The following is a 15,922-nucleotide window of genomic DNA, read 5'->3' as shown; positions in this document are numbered from 1 at the left end:
GTTATCTTCGGCTATTTGGTGCTGCGCGGCTGGTCCGCGACGGCGCGGCGCAGCTCGGCCAAGGCGGCGGCGCAGGCCTGCTGCCGGATCTCGGCGCGGTCGCCGTCGAACCGGAATTCGACGGCACGGCTGCCGCCTTCCGTCGCGATTCCCACAAAAACGGTACCCACCGCCTTGCCTCCGTGGGGCTCCGGGCCGGCGGCTCCGGTGGTGGCGACGCCGACGTCGGCGTTCAGGGCGCGGCGGGCCCCGGCCGCCATCTGGCGGGCGACGTCCGGGTCCACGGCGCCGTTGCGTTCGAGCAGGTCGGCATCGACGCCGAGCAGCGAGGACTTCACGTCATTCTGGTAGGAGACCACGCCACCCTGGAGTGTTCCGGAGGCTCCGGGGACCGTAGCCAGTGCGGAGGCCACCATGCCGGCCGTCAGCGATTCGGCCGTCGCCACCTTCAGTTCCTTGGCAATGGCCGCCAGCACCACTTCCTCGGCTGCTGCGTTCAACGTCATCGGCGGTTCCTTCCGGTCAGCGGCCTGCGGCACGCAGCCGCCAGGCCTTGGCAACATAGTCGGCACCGGTGACGACGGTGACCAGTACGGCAACCATCATCACGGCAAAGGCCACGGCAGCGTAGCCTGCGGCGGCGCCGGCAAGCCAGCTGCCCACCGGCATCAGGTACAGGAAGATCGCCAGCGTCTGCAGGACGGTCTTGAGCTTGCCCCCCCGGGAGGCCGGCATCACGCCATACCTGATTACCACGAAGCGCAGGAGCGTGATGCCCAACTCGCGCACCAGGATCACCACCGTCACCCACCACGGCAGTTCCCCGAGGGCGGAGAGCAGGACCAGCGCCGACCCGATGAGCAGCTTGTCGGCGATCGGATCGGCGATCTTGCCGAAGTTGGTGATCAGTCCGCGGCTGCGGGCAAGGTCCCCGTCCAGCTTGTCGGTGTAGATGGCGGCCGCGAAGACTCCTACCGCCAGCCAGCGGAACAGCCCGTGGTCCGCGCCGCCGGCCGCCATGAACCAGATAAAGAAGGGCACCATGACGATGCGCAGCGCGGTCAGGACGTTGGCGATATTCAACAGGGGTGCGGAACGGGGAACTGATTCACTCACCTCCCAAGGCTACCCGGCGAGGGCCCCGGGCCGCGGCGGTTTGCGGCCCGGGAGCCGTACCCGGTTAACGGCCGGTGAGGCTCCAGGCGTCCTCGGAACCGGAGTCGTCGTCGTCGCCGTCGTAATAGTCCACCGCCTGCGGCCGCGAGTCCAGGTCCTCGGCCACCAGGTCCGGCGGCCCGTCCAGCCCGTGGTTCACGTTGGCATTGCCGGCCAGGGCCTCGGTCACCGGGTCCGCGCCCCCAACGGGAGGTCCGTCGCCGCGGATGGCCGCCAGCGTGGCCGCCAGATCGTCCGGCTTGACCAGCACGTCGCGGGCCTTCGAGCCCTCGGACGGGCCCACCACCCCGCGGGATTCGAGCAGGTCCATGAGGCGGCCGGCCTTGGCGAAGCCCACCCGGAGCTTGCGCTGGAGCATGGAGGTGGAGCCGAACTGCGTGGTGACCACCAACTCGGTGGCCTGCAGCAGCAGGTCCAGATCGTCCCCGATGTCGTCATCGATCTGCTTCTTGGGCGCCTCGACGGCCACATCCTCGCGGTAGACGGCCTGCAGCTGCCCCTTGACGTGCTCGACCACCTGGTGGATCTCGGACTCGGAGACCCAGGCGCCCTGCACGCGCATCGGCTTGTTGGCGCCCATCGGCAGGAACAGCGCGTCGCCCTGGCCGATCAGCTTCTCCGCCCCGGGCTGGTCCAGCACCACGCGCGAGTCGGTGACCGAGGAGGTGGCGAAGGCCATGCGGGAGGGGACGTTGGCCTTGATCAGGCCGGTCACCACGTCGACGGAAGGCCGCTGGGTGGCCAGCACCAGGTGGATACCCGCGGCACGGGCCAGCTGGGTGATACGCACAATGGAGTCTTCGACGTCCCGCGGAGCCACCATCATCAGGTCCGCGAGCTCATCGACGATCACCAGCAGGTAGGGGTAGGGCTTGACCACCCGCTGGGAACCGGCCGGCGGGTGCACCTTGCCGTTGCGGACCGCCTTGTTGAAATCGTCGATGTGCTTGAAGCCGAAGTTCGCCAGGTCGTCGTAGCGGGTGTCCATCTCCCGGACCACCCACTGCAGCGCCTCGGCCGCCTTCTTCGGGTTCGTGATGATCGGGGTGATCAGGTGCGGCACTCCCTCGTAGGCGGTCAGCTCCACGCGCTTGGGGTCCACCATCACCATGCGCACCTCGTCCGGGGTGGCGCGCATCAGGATCGAGGTAATCATCGAGTTCACGAACGAGGACTTGCCCGCGCCGGTGGCGCCGGCGACCAGCATGTGCGGCATCTTGGCCAGGTTCGCCACGACGAAGCCGCCCTCGACGTCCTTGCCCACGCCCATCACCATCGGGTGGTCCGTCTTGCGGGCGTTGTTCGAGCGCAGCACGTCGCCCAGGGACACTGTCTCGCGGTCGGTATTCGGGATTTCGATGCCGATGGCGGACTTGCCCGGAATGGGGCTGAGGATGCGTACGTCCGAGCTGGCCACCGCATAGGAGATGTTCTTCGAGAGCGCGGTGACCCGCTCCACCTTGGTGCCGGGCGAGAGCTCGATCTCGTAGCGGGTGACCGTCGGTCCGCGCGAAAAGCCGGTGACCTGGGCGTCCACATTGAACTGCTGCATCGTTTCCGTCAGGGCGGCGACGACGATGTCGTTGGCCTCCGAGCGTTCCTTCGACGGCGGCCCGGCCGCCAGGAAGTCCGACGGCGGCAGGGTATACGTGACGTCGCCGGAAAGCTGCAGCTGCTCGGTCCGCTGCGGAATGGGGCTGGACGGCGGCTCCGGAACGCGGTGCTGGACGGGCACGACGGCGGTCTCCGGCCCGGCATCCGGGCCCGCGGCCGGCAGCACGGGCAGGGCCTCCGTGGCCCCGTCGGAGCCGTCCTGGGCCAGGCCCTGCTCGCGCTTGAGTTTCTCCATCGCCAGCTCGGCGCGGGTCGGGCGGCGCACCCCCGGCGGCACCTTCGGCGCCGCCGGCAGATCGGGTTCGGGGTCCTCGATGACCGGGGTTTCGAACGCTTCGTCCCCGAAAAAGCCCGGCTCCTCCTCGGCGGGGGCCGCGTCCTTGTCCTTGCCGAAGAGCCGCCGCTTCTTCTTCGGCTTGGTTTCCGGCTCGCCGCCGCCGTACAAGTAGCTCTGGTCGTGGGAGTCCGGGTCTGCGTGGTCCTGGTCCCTCAGGTCCTGGCCCATCAGGTGTTCGTAGAGCGCGCGCAGCCGCATCGGGATATGGCGGAACGGGGTGGCCGTGACGATCAGCACGCTGATGAAGGCCAGCAGCGAATAGGACAGGACCGGAACCAGCTCGCTGATGCCGGCCAGCGGGCCGGCAGCCAGGAAGCCGGCCATCCCCCCGGCTGCCCACAGCGCGTCCAGGCCGTCGGCCAGCGCGGGCTGGCCGCCGATCATATGGGCCAGCCCGGTGCCGGAGAGCATGCCCAGGCTCAGGCCGATCGCGATCCGGTTGTTGGCCGCGATCTGCTCGGGGGCGCGCATCAGCCGCACGGCGAACACGGCAAGGAAGACCGGCAGGACCAGGGCCATCCAGCCGAAGGTCCCGCCGAAGACGGCGTGCACGACCGACGCGAATCCGCCGGTCAGTCCCCACCACTCCACGGTGGCCACCATGGCCGCCACCAGCAGCAGGAACAGCCCGGTGCCGTCGCGGCGCAGTTCGTACTCCGGATGCACATCCGGGCCCAGCTTGCGCACCCCGGCAGCCGCCAGCCGCGCCACACCCATCCAGGCAGCATGGATCATCCGCAGCAGCAGGGAGGGGTGCTCCTGGCCGTGCAGTTCGATTGCCTTGGTGGCGGTGGACGAAGTCCTGCCGCGTCCCGAGGAAGCCCGCCCGGAGGAGGCCGGGGTCTTGCCGCGCGACTGGTTGCCGTTCCGGGCAGAAGAAGTACGAGTCGCCATACCCGCCACGTTACCGGCTGGAGCCGGTGATCTGCGGGATTTCGCCCCCGGTCCCGTCACCGCAGCCGCCCCTTCAGGCCAGGGAGAGCACGTACGCCAGGACGAATCCGGCGGCGGTGCTCAGGGCCACCGCCGGCCCGCCGTGCTCGTACGCCTCGGGCATCAGGGTGTCGGCCAGGGAGGCGATCACCGCGCCGGCTGCGAAGGCCAGCGGCAGCGAGATCGTCTCGGGTGCGCTGCCGGACAGCGGGCCGGCGCCGACCACCACGGCGACGACCAGCAGCACGGCACAGACGGCCCAGAGCCCGAAAATGACCGCCGGGGACTTGCCCTGGCTGCGCATCGAGGACGCCCCGACCAGCGCCTCGGGGAAATTGGACACGAAGATCGCGGCCAGCAGGGCCAGGCCGCCGGTCCCCTCCCCCAGCGAAACGCCCAGCGCGAGATTCTCCGGCACGCCGTCGAGCGTGACGGCCGCCAGCAGCGCCACGCCGGCGGCGCCGCGGGTGGAGGCCGCCGCGGCCGGACGTTCGGCGGCGGCAGCGTCGGTATCCAGCTTGGGGCTGCCCCGGTACTCGTCTGCCGGAGCCGGGTGGGACCCGGGCTGCGCCCAGCGGTCCAGCAGCGAGCTCAGCACCGTGAAGACCACGGCGCCGGCGAACAGGCCGGCGGCCGCCCGCCAGATGCCGCCGCTTTCGTGGGCGTCCTCGAAGAGTTCGAAGGCCAGGGCGGTGATCAGCGCCCCGGCGGCGAAGGAGAGCAGGATGGCCAGGACGCGCTTGGGCAGTTCGAAACGCACGCCGATGAGCGCCCCCAGCACCAGCGCGCTGGAGGCCACGGCACCGAAGAGCAGCGGCAGTGCCGCCCCGCCATCCACGCCGCCAGTATAGAAGCCGGCGGCAGGCCTTCCTAGCCCGGCAGCTCAGGCTTCGAGGACGACGGGGACAATCATGGGCCGGCGCCGGTGGCGCCGGTTGACCCAGGTGCCGATGACCCGGCGGACCACCTGCTGCAGCTGGTAGGTCGTGTGGTCCTTGTTGCCGACCACGGCCTCCTCCAGCGCGGCGATGATCTTGGGCTTGATGTCGTCGAACACCGCGTCCTCCTCGGCGAAGCCGCGGGCATGGATCTCCGGTCCGGAGAGGATCTGCCCGGTGCTGCGGTTGACCACCGTAATGACGGAGATGAAGCCTTCCTCGCCCAGGATGCGGCGGTCCTTCAGGTCCGCGTCGGTGATCCCGCCGATGCTGGAGCCGTCCACGTAGACGAAGCCGCATTCGAGCTGTCCGACGATCCGGGCCTTGCCGCCCTCGAGGTCGATGACGGTGCCGCCGTCGGCCAGCAGCACGTTCTCCTCCGGCACGCCGGTGGCCTCGGCCAGCTTGCCGTTGGCAATCAGGTGCCGGGTTTCGCCATGCACCGGCATGACGTTCTTCGGCCGGATGATGTTGTAGCAGTACAGCAGTTCACCCGCCGCCGCGTGCCCGGAGACATGCACCTTGGCATTGCCTTTGTGGATCACCTCCGCGCCGAGCTTCAGCAGGCCGTTGATCACCCGGAAGACGGCGTTCTCGTTGCCCGGGATGAGCGAGGAGGCCAGGATCACGGTGTCCCCGGCCCCGATCCGGATCCGGTGGTCCCCGTTGGCCATCCGGGACAGGGCGGCCATCGGCTCCCCCTGGGAACCGGTGGACATGAGCACGATCCGGTCGTCCGGGACATCCTCGATGTTCTTCAGGTCCACCAGGATGCCCTCGGGCACGTTCAGGTAGCCGAGCTTGGCGGCGATGGCCATGTTGCGCACCATGGACCGGCCCACGAAGGCCACGTGCCGGCCGTGCGCGGCCGCGGCGTCGAGCACCTGCTGCACCCGGTGCACGTGCGAGGAGAAGGAGGCCACGATGATGCGCTTCTGGACCTGGCCGAACAGCCGCTCCAGCACCGGGCCGATTTCCTTTTCGGCAGTGGTGAAGCCGGGCACGTCCGCATTGGTGGAGTCCGGCATGAACAGGTCCACGCCTTCCTCGCCCAGCCGGGCGAAGGCGCGCAGGTCCGTGATCCGCCCGTCCAGGGGCAGCTGGTCCATCTTGAAATCGCCGGTGTGCAGCACAGTGCCGGCTTCGGTGCGGATGAAGACCGCCAGCGCGTCCGGAATCGAGTGGTTGACCGCCACGAACTCGCACTCGAAGGGGCCGAACTGCTCGACCTGCCCCTCGGAGACCGTCAGGGTGTAGGGCTTGAGCCGGTGCTCGGCCAGCTTGGCCTCCACCAGCGCCAGGGTCAGCTGCGAGCCGATCAGCGGGATGTCCTCGCGGATGCGCAGCAGGTAGGGCACCGCGCCGATGTGGTCCTCGTGCCCGTGGGTCAGCACGACGCCGACGACGTCGTCAAGGCGGTCCTCGATGTAGGAGAAATCCGGCAGAATCAAATCCACGCCCGGCTGGTGCTCCTCCGGGAACAGGACCCCGCAGTCGACGATCAGCAGCTTGGAGTTGATCTCGAAGACGGCCATGTTCCGGCCGATCTCGCCCAGGCCCCCGAGCGGAACGATCCGCAGGGTGCCCTCCGTCAGGTCCGGCGGGGTGCGCAGCTGTGAAGTTGTGGATTCGCTCATGCTTCGGATCAGACCTCCAGGTTCCAGCCGGCCTCCGCAAGATCGGCGAGGACGGGTGCGAGCTCGGCGTCGGTCGGCTCGACCAGCGGCAGGCGGACCACCGAGTTGGGCAGGACACCCTGCCACTTAAGGATCTGCTTGGCCGCCACGGCACCTTGGATGTGGCTCATGACGGCGCGCTGGACCGGGTCCAGTTCGAAGTGCAGCCGGCGGGCGGTGGCGAGGTCGCCGGCCAGGCAGGCGTCCACCAGCGCGCGGTACTGCGCCGTCGCCACGTGGGCGGTGACGGAGACGACGCCGACGGCGCCGGCGGCCATCAGCGGCAGGGTCAGCCCGTCGTCGCCGGAGTAGACGTCCAGGTCGGTGTTGGCCAGCACGCGGGTCGTTTCCTGGTAGTCGGCCTTGGCGTCCTTCAAGGCCACGATGCGCGGATGCGCGGCGAGCCGGATCATGGTCTCGGTCTCGATCGGGATGCCGGCACGGCCGGGGATGTCGTAGACCATCACCGGAAGGTCGGTCGCGTCGGCGACGGCCTCGATGTGCGCCTGCACGCCGGCCTGGCTGGGCTTGTTGTAGTACGGCGTGGTGACCAGCAGGCCGTCCACGCCCAGCTCGGCGGCCTGGCGGGAGAGGTGGACCGAATGGCGGGTGTCGTTGGTGGTGGAACCGGCGATGACCTTCGCGCGCCCGCCCACGGCCTCGACCACCGCGCGGAACATGCCCAGGTTCTCCTCGTCCGTCAGCGTCGAGGTCTCCCCCGTGGTGCCGGTGACGACGAGGCCGTCGCAGCCGTCCTCGACCAGCTTGGTGGCCAGCTTGGCCGCCATGGAGTAGTCCACCTCGCCTTCGTCGGTGAACGGGGTGACCATGGCGGCCACCAGGGTGCCGAAGGTGTACTCGCGGATGTCAGACTCAGCCATACGGAAAACGTTACCGTGCCCGCCGCCGATTCAAGGAATGCACGGAGGGTGCGGGAAGGTGCGGGGCGGGGACGGCGGAAACCTGGCTGCGGGAACAGCTGTGAGAATATCTGCTTATGTCACCAGCACCGAACAGCCGGCGGATCCGGGGCATCGATGCCGCACGGGGCATCGCCCTGCTGGGCATGATGGCCACCCACATCTTCCCGCTCTACGAGGGCGGGGCCGCCCAGGGCACCGCCGCGGTGCCGACCTTCGCGGGGCTGGTGTTCTCCGGCCGCTCCTCGGCGCTGTTCGCCGTGCTGGCCGGTGTCGGCCTGGCCCTGCTGACCGGGGGCAGCCGCGGCCACTTTGGCCGCGGCCTGGCCGCCGACCGGGCAGGGATCGCCGTGCGGGCCGTGCTGATTGGCGCCGTCGGCCTGCTGCTGGGCAGTGTGAACGTCAGCATCGCCATCATCCTGGTCCATTACGCGGTGCTGTTCCTCTGCGCCCTGCCGTTCCTGGGCCTGCGGCTGCCGGCACTGGCCGGATGGACCGCAGGCTGGATGCTGCTCTCCCCCGTGGCGGCCTTCCTGCTGCGGCCCTGGGCGCTGGCGAACATCAGTCCCACGGGAGTGCTCGGGCATAATCCCTCCACCGCGGACCTGCTCCAGCCGTGGACGCTGCTGGCGGATGTTTTCCTGACCGGCTACTACCCGGTGCTGCAGTGGCTCTCCTACATCCTGGTGGGTCTGCTGATCGGGCGCCTGGACCTGCTGCGCACTGCCCACCAGCTGTGGCTGCTGGCCGCCGGCACGGTGGCGGCGGTCGGCGCCAAGGCACTGTCCTGGCTGCTGATGGAACGGATGGGCGGCTATGCCGCGGTGGCCGCGACCGGCCCGGCCCGGCGCGAGGACTTCGAGGTCATCTACCAGGTCAACATGAGCTGGGTGCGGCAGGAGGACTCCTGGTGGTGGCTCGGCTCGGCATCGCCGCACTCGGGCGGCAGCCTGGACCTGCTGCACACCAGCGGCACCGCCGCCGTCGTCCTGGCGGTGTGCCTGCTGGTCGGCTCGCGCTGGGCCGCGGCGCTGGCCCCGCTGGCCGGCCCCGGCGCCATGACCCTGAGCCTGTATTCGGCCCATGTGTGGTTCATGGGCGTGGTTACCACGCTGGGGCTGCCGCTGGCCCGGGTCGAACTCTACTGGAGCCAGGCGGTGCTGGCGGTGGCCGCCGGCATGCTCTTCCAGGCCGCCGGCTGGCGCGGACCGCTGGAGGCTGTCATCTCCACGGCCTCGCGCACCACGCGCACGCTGGTGGCCGGCCGCAGCCGGCTGCCGGGCTGAACCGGCGGGCGGCTGCTCCCCGCCGTCCAGCCGCTACCCGGCGCCGGCCGAGCGGTAAAGGTCGATGGCGCGGCGCATCGACTCGCGGGCCCGCTTGCGGTCCGCGGCGGCGTCATAGGCGCAGGAGAGCCGGAACCAGCTGCGCCAGTCCGCCGGCGCCGCCTCCGCCTCGGCCTTGTACTTGAGGAACTCGGCATCCGCGGCCTCGCGGACGATGCGCCCGCCAGGAGTGCGCGGCAGGTTGTCCACCGGCAGGCCGCCCTCGGCTTCCAGGATCCTGGCCAGCTTGGACATCCGGCTGCCGAACACAATTTCCCGGCACAGTGCCCAGGCCCCGACCGCCGGCAGCAGCACCAGGGCCACGCCCAGGCCCTTGGCCGCCGGGGACGGTTCCCCGAGCATCAGCCAGGCCCGCTGCAGGGTCACCACCAGGTAGCCGGCCAGCAGCGCGACAACCACCCCGACCCAGACCTTGCTGCCATGGCGGGCGTACCAGGAGACAGGCTCTGCCGGGCCGGACATCGACGGGCCGGGCATGGCGGGGTCAGGCATGGCGGGATCAGGCATTGAGCTCAAGGTAGCCGTCGAGTCCGTAGGTCAGGCCCGGGTGCGCGGCGACCGAGCGCAGGCCCAGCAGCACCCCGGGCATGAAGGAGGCCCGGTCATAGGAGTCGTGCCTGATCGTCAGCTGCTCGCCGGGACCACCCAGCAGCACTTCCTGGTGCGCCACCAGCCCGCGCAGGCGCACGCTGTGTACGCGCACGCCGCCGACGTCGGCGCCGCGGGCGCCGTCGAGGGCGTGCTCGGTGGCATCCGGGCCTGCCGGAACCCCCGCCGCGGCGCGGGCGGCGGAGACCAGCTGGGCGGTCCGCACCGCCGTCCCGGAGGGGGCGTCAACCTTGTCCGGATGGTGCAGCTCGATGATCTCGACCGATTCGAAGTAGCGCGCGGCCCGGGCCGCGAAGGCCGAGGCCAGCACCGAGCCCAGCGCGAAGTTGGGGGCGATCAGCACGCCGGTGTCCGGATGCCCGGCCAGCAGCGCGGCCAGCGCGGCACGGCGGTCCTCGTCCCAGCCGGTGGTGCCGACGACGGCGTGCAGCCCGTGCTCGACGGCGAACCGCACGTTCGCCTCGGTGCTGGCCGGCACGGTCAGGTCCACCAGGTGGGTCGCACCCGCCTCGAGCACGCGCTCCAGCGCCTCGCCGCGCCCGAGGGCGGCGACGAGCTCCATGTCCTCGGCGGCGGTGACGGCCTTGACGGCCTCGGCGCCCATCCGGCCGCGGGCGCCCAGTACGGCGACTTTCAATGGTGGGGTCATGACCTCTAGGGTATCCGGCTCAGGCACTGCCCACCCATTCGGTGCCGCCGTCGCTGAAGTGCTGCTCCTTCCAGACCGGCACCCCGTGCTTGACGGCCTCGACCAGGTCGCGGCAGGCCTCGAAGGCTTCGCCCCGGTGTGCCGCGGCGGCCGCCGCCACCAGCGCCGAATCCCCCACGGCGAGCTCGCCGGTCCGGTGCACCGCCCACAGCCGGGTGCCCGGATGCCGCGCGGCGACCTCCGCCGCCAGTTCCTCCATGCGCCGGCCCGCGCTGGGGTGCGCGCTGTAGCCCAGGTACGTGACCGCGCGGCCGCCGTCGTGGTCGCGCACGATGCCGCCGAAGGTGACCACCGCCCCGGTGGCTGGCGTTTCCACGGCCGCCCAGGCGGTGGCGGCATCGATCGGCTCGGCGCTGACGCCGGCGAAGACCACCGTGCCTGCCGCAGTGCCTGCCGTGTCCGCTCCGGTGCCTTCCTCAGTGGTCATGGCTTCCCTCCAGCTGGTCGCAGATGTGCTCGATGATCGGGTCCAGGACGGCGAGTGCGTCCCGGACCCCGCCCGGGGAGCCGGGCAGGTTGACGATGAAGGTGCGCCCGGTGGTGCCGGCATGTCCGCGCGAGAGCGCCGCATGCGGGGTGCTGGCCAGGCCGGCGGCACGGATCGCCTCCATCACCCCGGGCAGTTCGCGGTCGAGCAGCGGCCTGGTCATCTCCGGCGTCAGGTCGTCAGGGCTCAGGCCGGTGCCGCCGCTGGTGACGATCACCCGCGGGGACAGCAGCAGCAGCGCGCGCAGGGCCGCGCCGACGGGCTCGCCGTCGGGCACGACCAGCGGCTGCGCGGTTTCGAAGCCGTGTCCGGCGAGCCAGCCGCTGATCACCGGGGCGGTGAGGTCCTCATAGACTCCTGTGGCCGCGCGTGTGGAGGCAATCAGCACGCTGGCCGTGCGCGGGCCGGTCACAGCTGCCAGTCCCCGCTCTTGCCCCCGGTCTTGCCCAGAACCTTGATGTCGCTGATCACCGCATGTTTGTCCACGGCCTTGATCATGTCGTACAGGCTCAGTGCCGCCACCGAGGCGGCGGTCAGGGCCTCCATTTCGACGCCGGTGACCGACCGGGTCTTCACCGTCGCCTCGATCCGCACGCTGGCTTCGTCCGGGTGGAAGTCCACGGTGACCTTGCTCAGCGGCAGCGGGTGGCACAGCGGGATCAGCTGCGGGGTCGCCTTGGCGGCCATGATGCCCGCCACCCGGGACACCGCCAGCGCGTCGCCCTTGGGCAGGTTGCCGGCAACCAACAGGGCCACGACCTCGGGGCGGGTGCCAAGCACCGCCTGGGCGGTGGCCTCGCGGGTGGTCTCCGCTTTCCCGCTGACATCCACCATGTGCGCGGTGCCGTCCGCCCGCACGTGGGTCAGGTGGGCGGTTTCGTTGCTGCTGTCCTGTTCGCTCATAGAAGCCATATTTCCACGTTCCCGCCCGCCTCGAGGCGGGTGACCTCCGGCGGCAGCTGCAGCAGGGCGTTGGAGTGGGCCAGCGCGTGCACCAGATGCGATGCCGGACCGCCCACCGGGACGGCCCCGGCGCCGTCGTACCGGCCCCGGCGCACCTGGTGGATCCCCGGCGGCGACTCGAGCGCCGTTCCCGGCGGGACCTGCAGCGGCACCTGCAGCACGGTCCGCGGCGACGGCACGGACAGGACCGCGGAGAGCGCCGGACGCAGGAACATCTCGAACGAGACCAGGGAACTGACCGGATTGCCGGGGAACCCCAGGAAGGCGGTCCCGTGGACCTGGCCCAGGGCCTGCGGTCCGCCCGGCTGCATGGCCACGGAGACAAACTCCACCCCGTGGCCGGCCAAGGCCAGCTTCACCACTTCGAACGCTCCCTTGCTGATGCCGCCGGAGGTGAGCACCAGGTCCGGTGCCACGCGCTCCAGGTCCCCGGCCAGGGCCTGGGCGAACAGGTCCGGTGCGTCCGCCAGGATCCGGCTGCTGGCCACCTCGCAGCCGGCGTCGGCCAGCGCGGCGGAGAGCATGGTGGTGTTCGCATCGTAGATCTGGCCCGGGCCGAGGCCGCAGCCGGGGGGCACCACTTCGTCGCCGGTGCTCAGCAGCAGTACCCGCAGCCGCGGCCGGACCGGCACTTCGGCGACGCCCAGGGCGGCGAGCAGGCCCAGCTGCCCGGCCTTGAGCACCGTGCCGGCGGGCAGGGCAGGAGCCCCGGCGGGGATGTCGCTGCCGGCGGGGCGGACGAACTGTCCGGGGCGCACATTGGCCGGCAGTTCCACCGTGTGCCCGGGTGCGAACGGCGCGAACGTGTCCGGTACCGCCTGCTCGATGGGTACGACCGCATCCGCCCCCTCCGGGAGCATGGCCCCGGTCATCACCGGCACGGCGCAGCCGACCGGCAGCTCTCCAGCGGCCCGGCCGGCGGGCACCGGCGGTGCGACGTCGAAGGCGACAGTCGGCCCGGGTGCGCCGGCCGTGGCGGCACTGCTGACCGCGTAGCCATCCATCTGGGAGTTGGCGAAGGGAGGCAGGCTCACCGGGGCGGCGATGTCCCGGGCCAGCACCCGGTGCAGGGCAGCGGCCAGCGGCACCGGTTCACCGGGGGTGTCGGCCAGCCGGCGCTGCCAGGCGCCGCGCACCAGTTCCAGCACGTGCTGCCGGTGTTCGGCCAGCGCTCTGCGCACTCTGTGACTCCTGCCTGTTTGGTGCCGGTTTCGTGCCGCGTTTGCCGGCTGGTGCCGGTCCGGGCTCCGCAGCCATCCTAGGCGAGACCGCCGGGACCGGGGGCAATACCCCGGGGGAGCAATATTTGACTGCCTGACGTACCCTCGGTACATGAGCGTTAACCTGGGCCTGCCAAGGGTCGCCGCCGGCCTGCCGCAGCGGCCGGTGTCCGCCGGGTCCGGCCTGATGGACCGTTTCGGCCGCACCGCCACAGACCTGCGGATCTCGCTGACGGACAAATGCAACCTGCGCTGCACCTACTGTATGCCCGCCGAGGGCCTGGACTGGCTGGCCAAGGACCAGGTGCTCTCGGACGAGGAGATCGTCCGGCTGGTCCGCATCGGCGTCGACCGGCTGGGCATCCGTGAGCTGCGCCTCACCGGCGGCGAGCCGCTGGTGCGGGCGGGCCTGACCGGGATCATCGCCGCCATCCGCCGCAACCATCCCGGACTGCCGGTTTCCCTGACGACCAACGGCCTGGGCCTGGACAAGAAGGCGCAGGCGCTCAAGGACGCCGGGTTGAGCCGGATCAACGTCTCGATGGATTCGCTGCACCCGGAGACCTTCGCCCGGCTGACCCGCCGGCCGTTCCTGGACCGTGTCCTGCGCGGCATCGAGGAGGCGGACCGGGTGGGGCTGGGACTGGTCAAGATCAACGCCGTGCTGATGCGCGGCATCAACGACCATGAGGCCCCCGCCCTGCTGGACTGGGCGGTCCGCCGCGGCTTCGAGCTGCGCTTCATCGAGCAGATGCCGCTGGACGCGGACCATGGCTGGACCCGCGAAAACATGGTCACCGCCGCCGAGATCCGTGCCCTGCTCGAAGCCGGCGGCTTCGACCTGGCACCGGACCCGCGCCGGCGCGACGGCGCTCCCGCCGAACGCTGGCAGGTGCGCCGGAGCGGCGGCGGCAGCGTCGTCGGGACCGTGGGCATTATCGCCTCAGTGACCGAGCCGTTCTGCGCCGATTGCCGGCGCACCCGCATCACGGCCGAAGGCCGGGTGCGCTCCTGCCTCTTCTCGCACGAGGAAACGGATCTGCGCGGCCTGCTGCGCGGCGGAGCCACGGACGAGCAGGTTGCCGGGCGCTGGCGGGAGGCGATGTGGGCCAAGCCCAAGGCCCACGGGATGGACCACACCGGTCTGGGGGACGCGGACTACGTCCAGCCGGAGCGGACGATGAGCGCGATTGGCGGTTAGCAGATGATCATCAGGTATTTCGGGGCGGCCAAGGCGGCCGCCGGCGTGGAGGAGCAGACCCTGCCGCTGCCCGCTGGCGGCACCCTGGCGGACCTGCTGGACCTGCTGGCACGCGAACATCCGGCCCCTGCTGCCGCCGGCGCCCCGGCGCTGCCTACAGTGCTGGCCCGCAGCAGCTTCCTGCGCAACGAAACGGCGCTCAAGGACCACGCCGCGGTGCTGGACGACCAGGACGTCATCGACATCCTGCCACCCTTCGCCGGCGGCTGACCGGGGCCGGCTGCTACGTTGGTTCTCCCGTCATGGACCGGGTGTGCCGGTGCGAGGAGCCGACAATGTCCCCGGCCTTCCAGTCCTCCCACCCCGGCTGGCCCTTCATGAAGTCCTCCACCTCGTCCATTGTGGCGGTCAGCCGGGGGTCGTTCCTGAGGTAGTGCCGGGTTTCGCGGACAATCAGCCCCGAGAGGAGCAGCAGGCCCACCAGGTTCGGCAGCGCCATCAGCCCGTTCATGACTTCGGAGAAGTTCCATACCACCGCCAGCGGCACGGTGCAGCCCACATAGACCACCAGGGCGAAGACCACCCGGAACGGCATCACGGCCCGGCGGCCGAAGAGCCGCTCGATGTTGCGCTCGCCGTAGTAGGCCCAGCCCAGGATGGTGGAGAAGGCGAAGAGGACCAGCCCCACGGTCACAATCCAGTGGCCCCAGTCCCCGGGCAGCCCATGGGTGAAGGCCTCCCCCGTCATCGTGGCCGCGGCATCTCCGCCGAGCTGCCACGCACCTGTGGTGATGATCACGAGGCCGGTGCAGGTAACGACGATGATGGTGTCGATGAAGGTCTGCGTCATGGACACCAGCCCCTGGCGCACCGGATGGGTGGTCTGGGCGGCCGCGGCGGCAATGGCGGCGGAGCCCATGCCGGATTCGTTGGAGAAGATGCCGCGGGCCACGCCCATCTGGATGACCAGCATGATCGCCGACCCGGTGAACCCGCCGACGGCGGCGGTTCCGGTGAATGCGTCGGTGAAAATCAGTCCGAAGGCCGCCGGGATCCCCTGGATGTTCACCAGCAGGATGTACAGCGCGCCCAGGACATAGAACAGGATCATTACCGGGACCAGGCCGGCCGTCACCCGGCCGATGGACTTGATGCCTCCAACGAGCACCGCCAGAGTCAGGATGGTCAGCACCAGCCCGGTCACCCAGGTGGGGATGTTCCAGCTGCCCTCCACGTTCGACGCGATCGAGTTCCCCTGGGTCATGTTGCCGATCCCGAACGAGGCGATGAAGGCGCAGACGGCAAACACCAGGGCCAGGACCTTGCCGAAGCCGTTGCGGATGCCGCGCTCAAGATAATACTGCGGACCGCCGGATTTCTCGCCGGCATCGTCGGTGGCGCGGAACCGCACACCCAGGAAGGCCTCGCTGTATTTGGACGCCATGCCCAGCAGGCCGGTAATCCACATCCAGAACAGCGCGCCCGGGCCGCCGATGCCGATCGCCGTGGCCACGCCCACGATGTTGCCGGTGCCCACGGTGGCAGCCAGCGCGGTGGTCAGGGCCTGGAACTGGGAAATGTCGCCTTTGGCGCCGGCGTCCCTGCGTGTAAGCAGTCCCAGCCGCAGTGCGGCCGCCAGCTTCAGGAACTGCAGGCCGCCCAGCCGGATGGTCAGGTACAGGCCGGTGCCCAGCAGCAGGGGGATGAGCAGGAAGGGCCCCCAGACAACAGAACTGACGGCCGAGAGGAATGCAGCTACATCGTCCACGTCGCGCCTCCGCAGCAGTAGGTCC

The 15,922-nt window shown here is 70.5% G+C and carries 16 protein-coding genes; 3 read left to right on the top strand and 13 right to left on the bottom strand.

The window, feature by feature from the left end:
• Positions 1-11: 11 nt before the first annotated feature.
• The 6 genes from HGG74_RS16440 to dapA all read right to left on the bottom strand — a co-directional run bounded on the left by HGG74_RS16440 (position 12) and on the right by dapA (position 7,555).
• The gene (locus HGG74_RS16440; RefSeq protein ID WP_168488091.1) at positions 12-506 is read right to left on the bottom strand and encodes a CinA family protein; all 495 of its coding nucleotides are present in this window, start codon (positions 504-506) and stop codon (positions 12-14) included.
• A 16-nt stretch (positions 507-522) separates the two neighbouring features.
• Entirely contained in the window at positions 523-1,116 is a 594-nt protein-coding gene (gene pgsA, locus HGG74_RS16435; protein WP_168488089.1) for a CDP-diacylglycerol--glycerol-3-phosphate 3-phosphatidyltransferase, read from the bottom strand.
• A 64-nt stretch (positions 1,117-1,180) separates the two neighbouring features.
• On the bottom strand, positions 1,181-4,021 hold the full coding sequence (locus HGG74_RS16430; RefSeq protein WP_168488087.1) for an FtsK/SpoIIIE family DNA translocase: 2,841 nt from the start codon (positions 4,019-4,021) through the stop codon (positions 1,181-1,183).
• 73 nt (positions 4,022-4,094) lie between these two features.
• Positions 4,095-4,898 (bottom strand): ZIP family metal transporter, encoded by an 804-nt coding sequence (locus tag HGG74_RS16425; RefSeq protein ID WP_312856879.1) that lies wholly within the window; start codon positions 4,896-4,898, stop codon positions 4,095-4,097.
• A gap of 45 nt (positions 4,899-4,943) precedes the next feature.
• Positions 4,944-6,635: a ribonuclease J gene (locus tag HGG74_RS16420; RefSeq protein ID WP_168488086.1), complete on the bottom strand. Its 1,692-nt coding sequence runs from the start codon at positions 6,633-6,635 to the stop codon at positions 4,944-4,946.
• Between the two features lie 8 nt (positions 6,636-6,643).
• Positions 6,644-7,555, bottom strand: coding sequence for a 4-hydroxy-tetrahydrodipicolinate synthase (dapA, locus tag HGG74_RS16415; RefSeq protein ID WP_168488085.1), 912 nt, complete (start codon positions 7,553-7,555; stop codon positions 6,644-6,646).
• Between the two features lie 116 nt (positions 7,556-7,671).
• Between dapA and HGG74_RS16410 the strand changes: the two genes are divergently transcribed.
• Complete coding sequence (locus tag HGG74_RS16410; RefSeq protein ID WP_168488083.1) at positions 7,672-8,880, top strand: heparan-alpha-glucosaminide N-acetyltransferase domain-containing protein; 1,209 nt, start codon at positions 7,672-7,674, stop codon at positions 8,878-8,880.
• A 33-nt stretch (positions 8,881-8,913) separates the two neighbouring features.
• On the opposite strand, the gene HGG74_RS16405 is transcribed toward HGG74_RS16410, so the two are convergent.
• The 6 genes from HGG74_RS16405 to HGG74_RS16380 are packed head-to-tail and all read right to left on the bottom strand — an operon-like array spanning position 8,914 to position 12,889.
• A complete protein-coding gene (locus HGG74_RS16405) occupies positions 8,914-9,402 on the bottom strand; it encodes a hypothetical protein (protein WP_168488177.1) in 489 nt (162 codons plus the stop codon).
• A 37-nt stretch (positions 9,403-9,439) separates the two neighbouring features.
• A complete protein-coding gene (gene dapB, locus HGG74_RS16400) occupies positions 9,440-10,198 on the bottom strand; it encodes a 4-hydroxy-tetrahydrodipicolinate reductase (RefSeq protein WP_168488082.1) in 759 nt (252 codons plus the stop codon).
• Positions 10,199-10,217: 19 nt separating this feature from the next.
• The gene (locus HGG74_RS16395; RefSeq protein WP_168488081.1) at positions 10,218-10,685 is read right to left on the bottom strand and encodes a molybdenum cofactor biosynthesis protein MoaE; all 468 of its coding nucleotides are present in this window, start codon (positions 10,683-10,685) and stop codon (positions 10,218-10,220) included.
• Entirely contained in the window at positions 10,675-11,166 is a 492-nt protein-coding gene (locus tag HGG74_RS16390; RefSeq protein ID WP_168488175.1) for a MogA/MoaB family molybdenum cofactor biosynthesis protein, read from the bottom strand. The genes HGG74_RS16395 and HGG74_RS16390 overlap by 11 nt, the downstream gene beginning before the upstream one ends.
• The gene (gene moaC / locus HGG74_RS16385; protein WP_168488080.1) at positions 11,154-11,648 is read right to left on the bottom strand and encodes a cyclic pyranopterin monophosphate synthase MoaC; all 495 of its coding nucleotides are present in this window, start codon (positions 11,646-11,648) and stop codon (positions 11,154-11,156) included. The genes HGG74_RS16390 and moaC overlap by 13 nt, the downstream gene beginning before the upstream one ends.
• Entirely contained in the window at positions 11,645-12,889 is a 1,245-nt protein-coding gene (locus HGG74_RS16380) for a molybdopterin molybdotransferase MoeA (protein ID WP_312856877.1), read from the bottom strand. Before HGG74_RS16380 ends, moaC begins: the two co-directional genes overlap by 4 nt.
• Positions 12,890-13,040: 151 nt before the next feature.
• Between HGG74_RS16380 and moaA the strand changes: the two genes are divergently transcribed.
• Together moaA and HGG74_RS16370 are read left to right on the top strand one after the other, a co-directional pair.
• Positions 13,041-14,129 (top strand): GTP 3',8-cyclase MoaA, encoded by a 1,089-nt coding sequence (gene moaA, locus HGG74_RS16375; RefSeq protein WP_168488078.1) that lies wholly within the window; start codon positions 13,041-13,043, stop codon positions 14,127-14,129.
• Positions 14,130-14,132: 3 nt separating this feature from the next.
• Positions 14,133-14,399 carry a MoaD/ThiS family protein gene (locus HGG74_RS16370; RefSeq protein ID WP_168488076.1) on the top strand — a complete coding sequence of 89 codons (267 nt, stop codon included), beginning with the start codon at positions 14,133-14,135 and terminating at the stop codon, positions 14,397-14,399.
• A 13-nt stretch (positions 14,400-14,412) separates the two neighbouring features.
• On the opposite strand, the gene HGG74_RS16365 is transcribed toward HGG74_RS16370, so the two are convergent.
• Positions 14,413-15,897: an alanine/glycine:cation symporter family protein gene (locus HGG74_RS16365; protein WP_168488074.1), complete on the bottom strand. Its 1,485-nt coding sequence runs from the start codon at positions 15,895-15,897 to the stop codon at positions 14,413-14,415.
• Positions 15,898-15,922: the final 25 nt, after the last annotated feature.

Origin of the sequence: Arthrobacter mobilis, from assembly GCF_012395835.1 — a bacterium.
Lineage (GTDB): Bacteria > Actinomycetota > Actinomycetes > Actinomycetales > Micrococcaceae > Crystallibacter > Crystallibacter mobilis.
This window is presented reverse-complemented; position numbering and strand designations above follow the sequence as displayed.

What these genes read in the sequence shown, in the direction of transcription:
- HGG74_RS16405 (WP_168488177.1), bottom strand. Translation starts at nt 9,402, where the DNA reads ATGTCCGGCCCGGCAGAGCCTGTCTCCTGGTACGCCCGCCATGGCAGC.
- dapA (WP_168488085.1), bottom strand. Translation starts at nt 7,555, where the DNA reads ATGGCTGAGTCTGACATCCGCGAGTACACCTTCGGCACCCTGGTGGCC.
- HGG74_RS16395 (WP_168488081.1), bottom strand. Translation starts at nt 10,685, where the DNA reads ATGACCACTGAGGAAGGCACCGGAGCGGACACGGCAGGCACTGCGGCA.
- HGG74_RS16440 (WP_168488091.1), bottom strand. Translation starts at nt 506, where the DNA reads ATGACGTTGAACGCAGCAGCCGAGGAAGTGGTGCTGGCGGCCATTGCC.
- moaC (WP_168488080.1), bottom strand. Translation starts at nt 11,648, where the DNA reads ATGAGCGAACAGGACAGCAGCAACGAAACCGCCCACCTGACCCACGTG.
- HGG74_RS16370 (WP_168488076.1), top strand. Translation starts at nt 14,133, where the DNA reads ATGATCATCAGGTATTTCGGGGCGGCCAAGGCGGCCGCCGGCGTGGAG.
- moaA (WP_168488078.1), top strand. Translation starts at nt 13,041, where the DNA reads ATGAGCGTTAACCTGGGCCTGCCAAGGGTCGCCGCCGGCCTGCCGCAG.
- dapB (WP_168488082.1), bottom strand. Translation starts at nt 10,198, where the DNA reads ATGACCCCACCATTGAAAGTCGCCGTACTGGGCGCCCGCGGCCGGATG.
- HGG74_RS16420 (WP_168488086.1), bottom strand. Translation starts at nt 6,635, where the DNA reads ATGAGCGAATCCACAACTTCACAGCTGCGCACCCCGCCGGACCTGACG.
- HGG74_RS16410 (WP_168488083.1), top strand. Translation starts at nt 7,672, where the DNA reads ATGTCACCAGCACCGAACAGCCGGCGGATCCGGGGCATCGATGCCGCA.
- HGG74_RS16430 (WP_168488087.1), bottom strand. Translation starts at nt 4,021, where the DNA reads ATGGCGACTCGTACTTCTTCTGCCCGGAACGGCAACCAGTCGCGCGGC.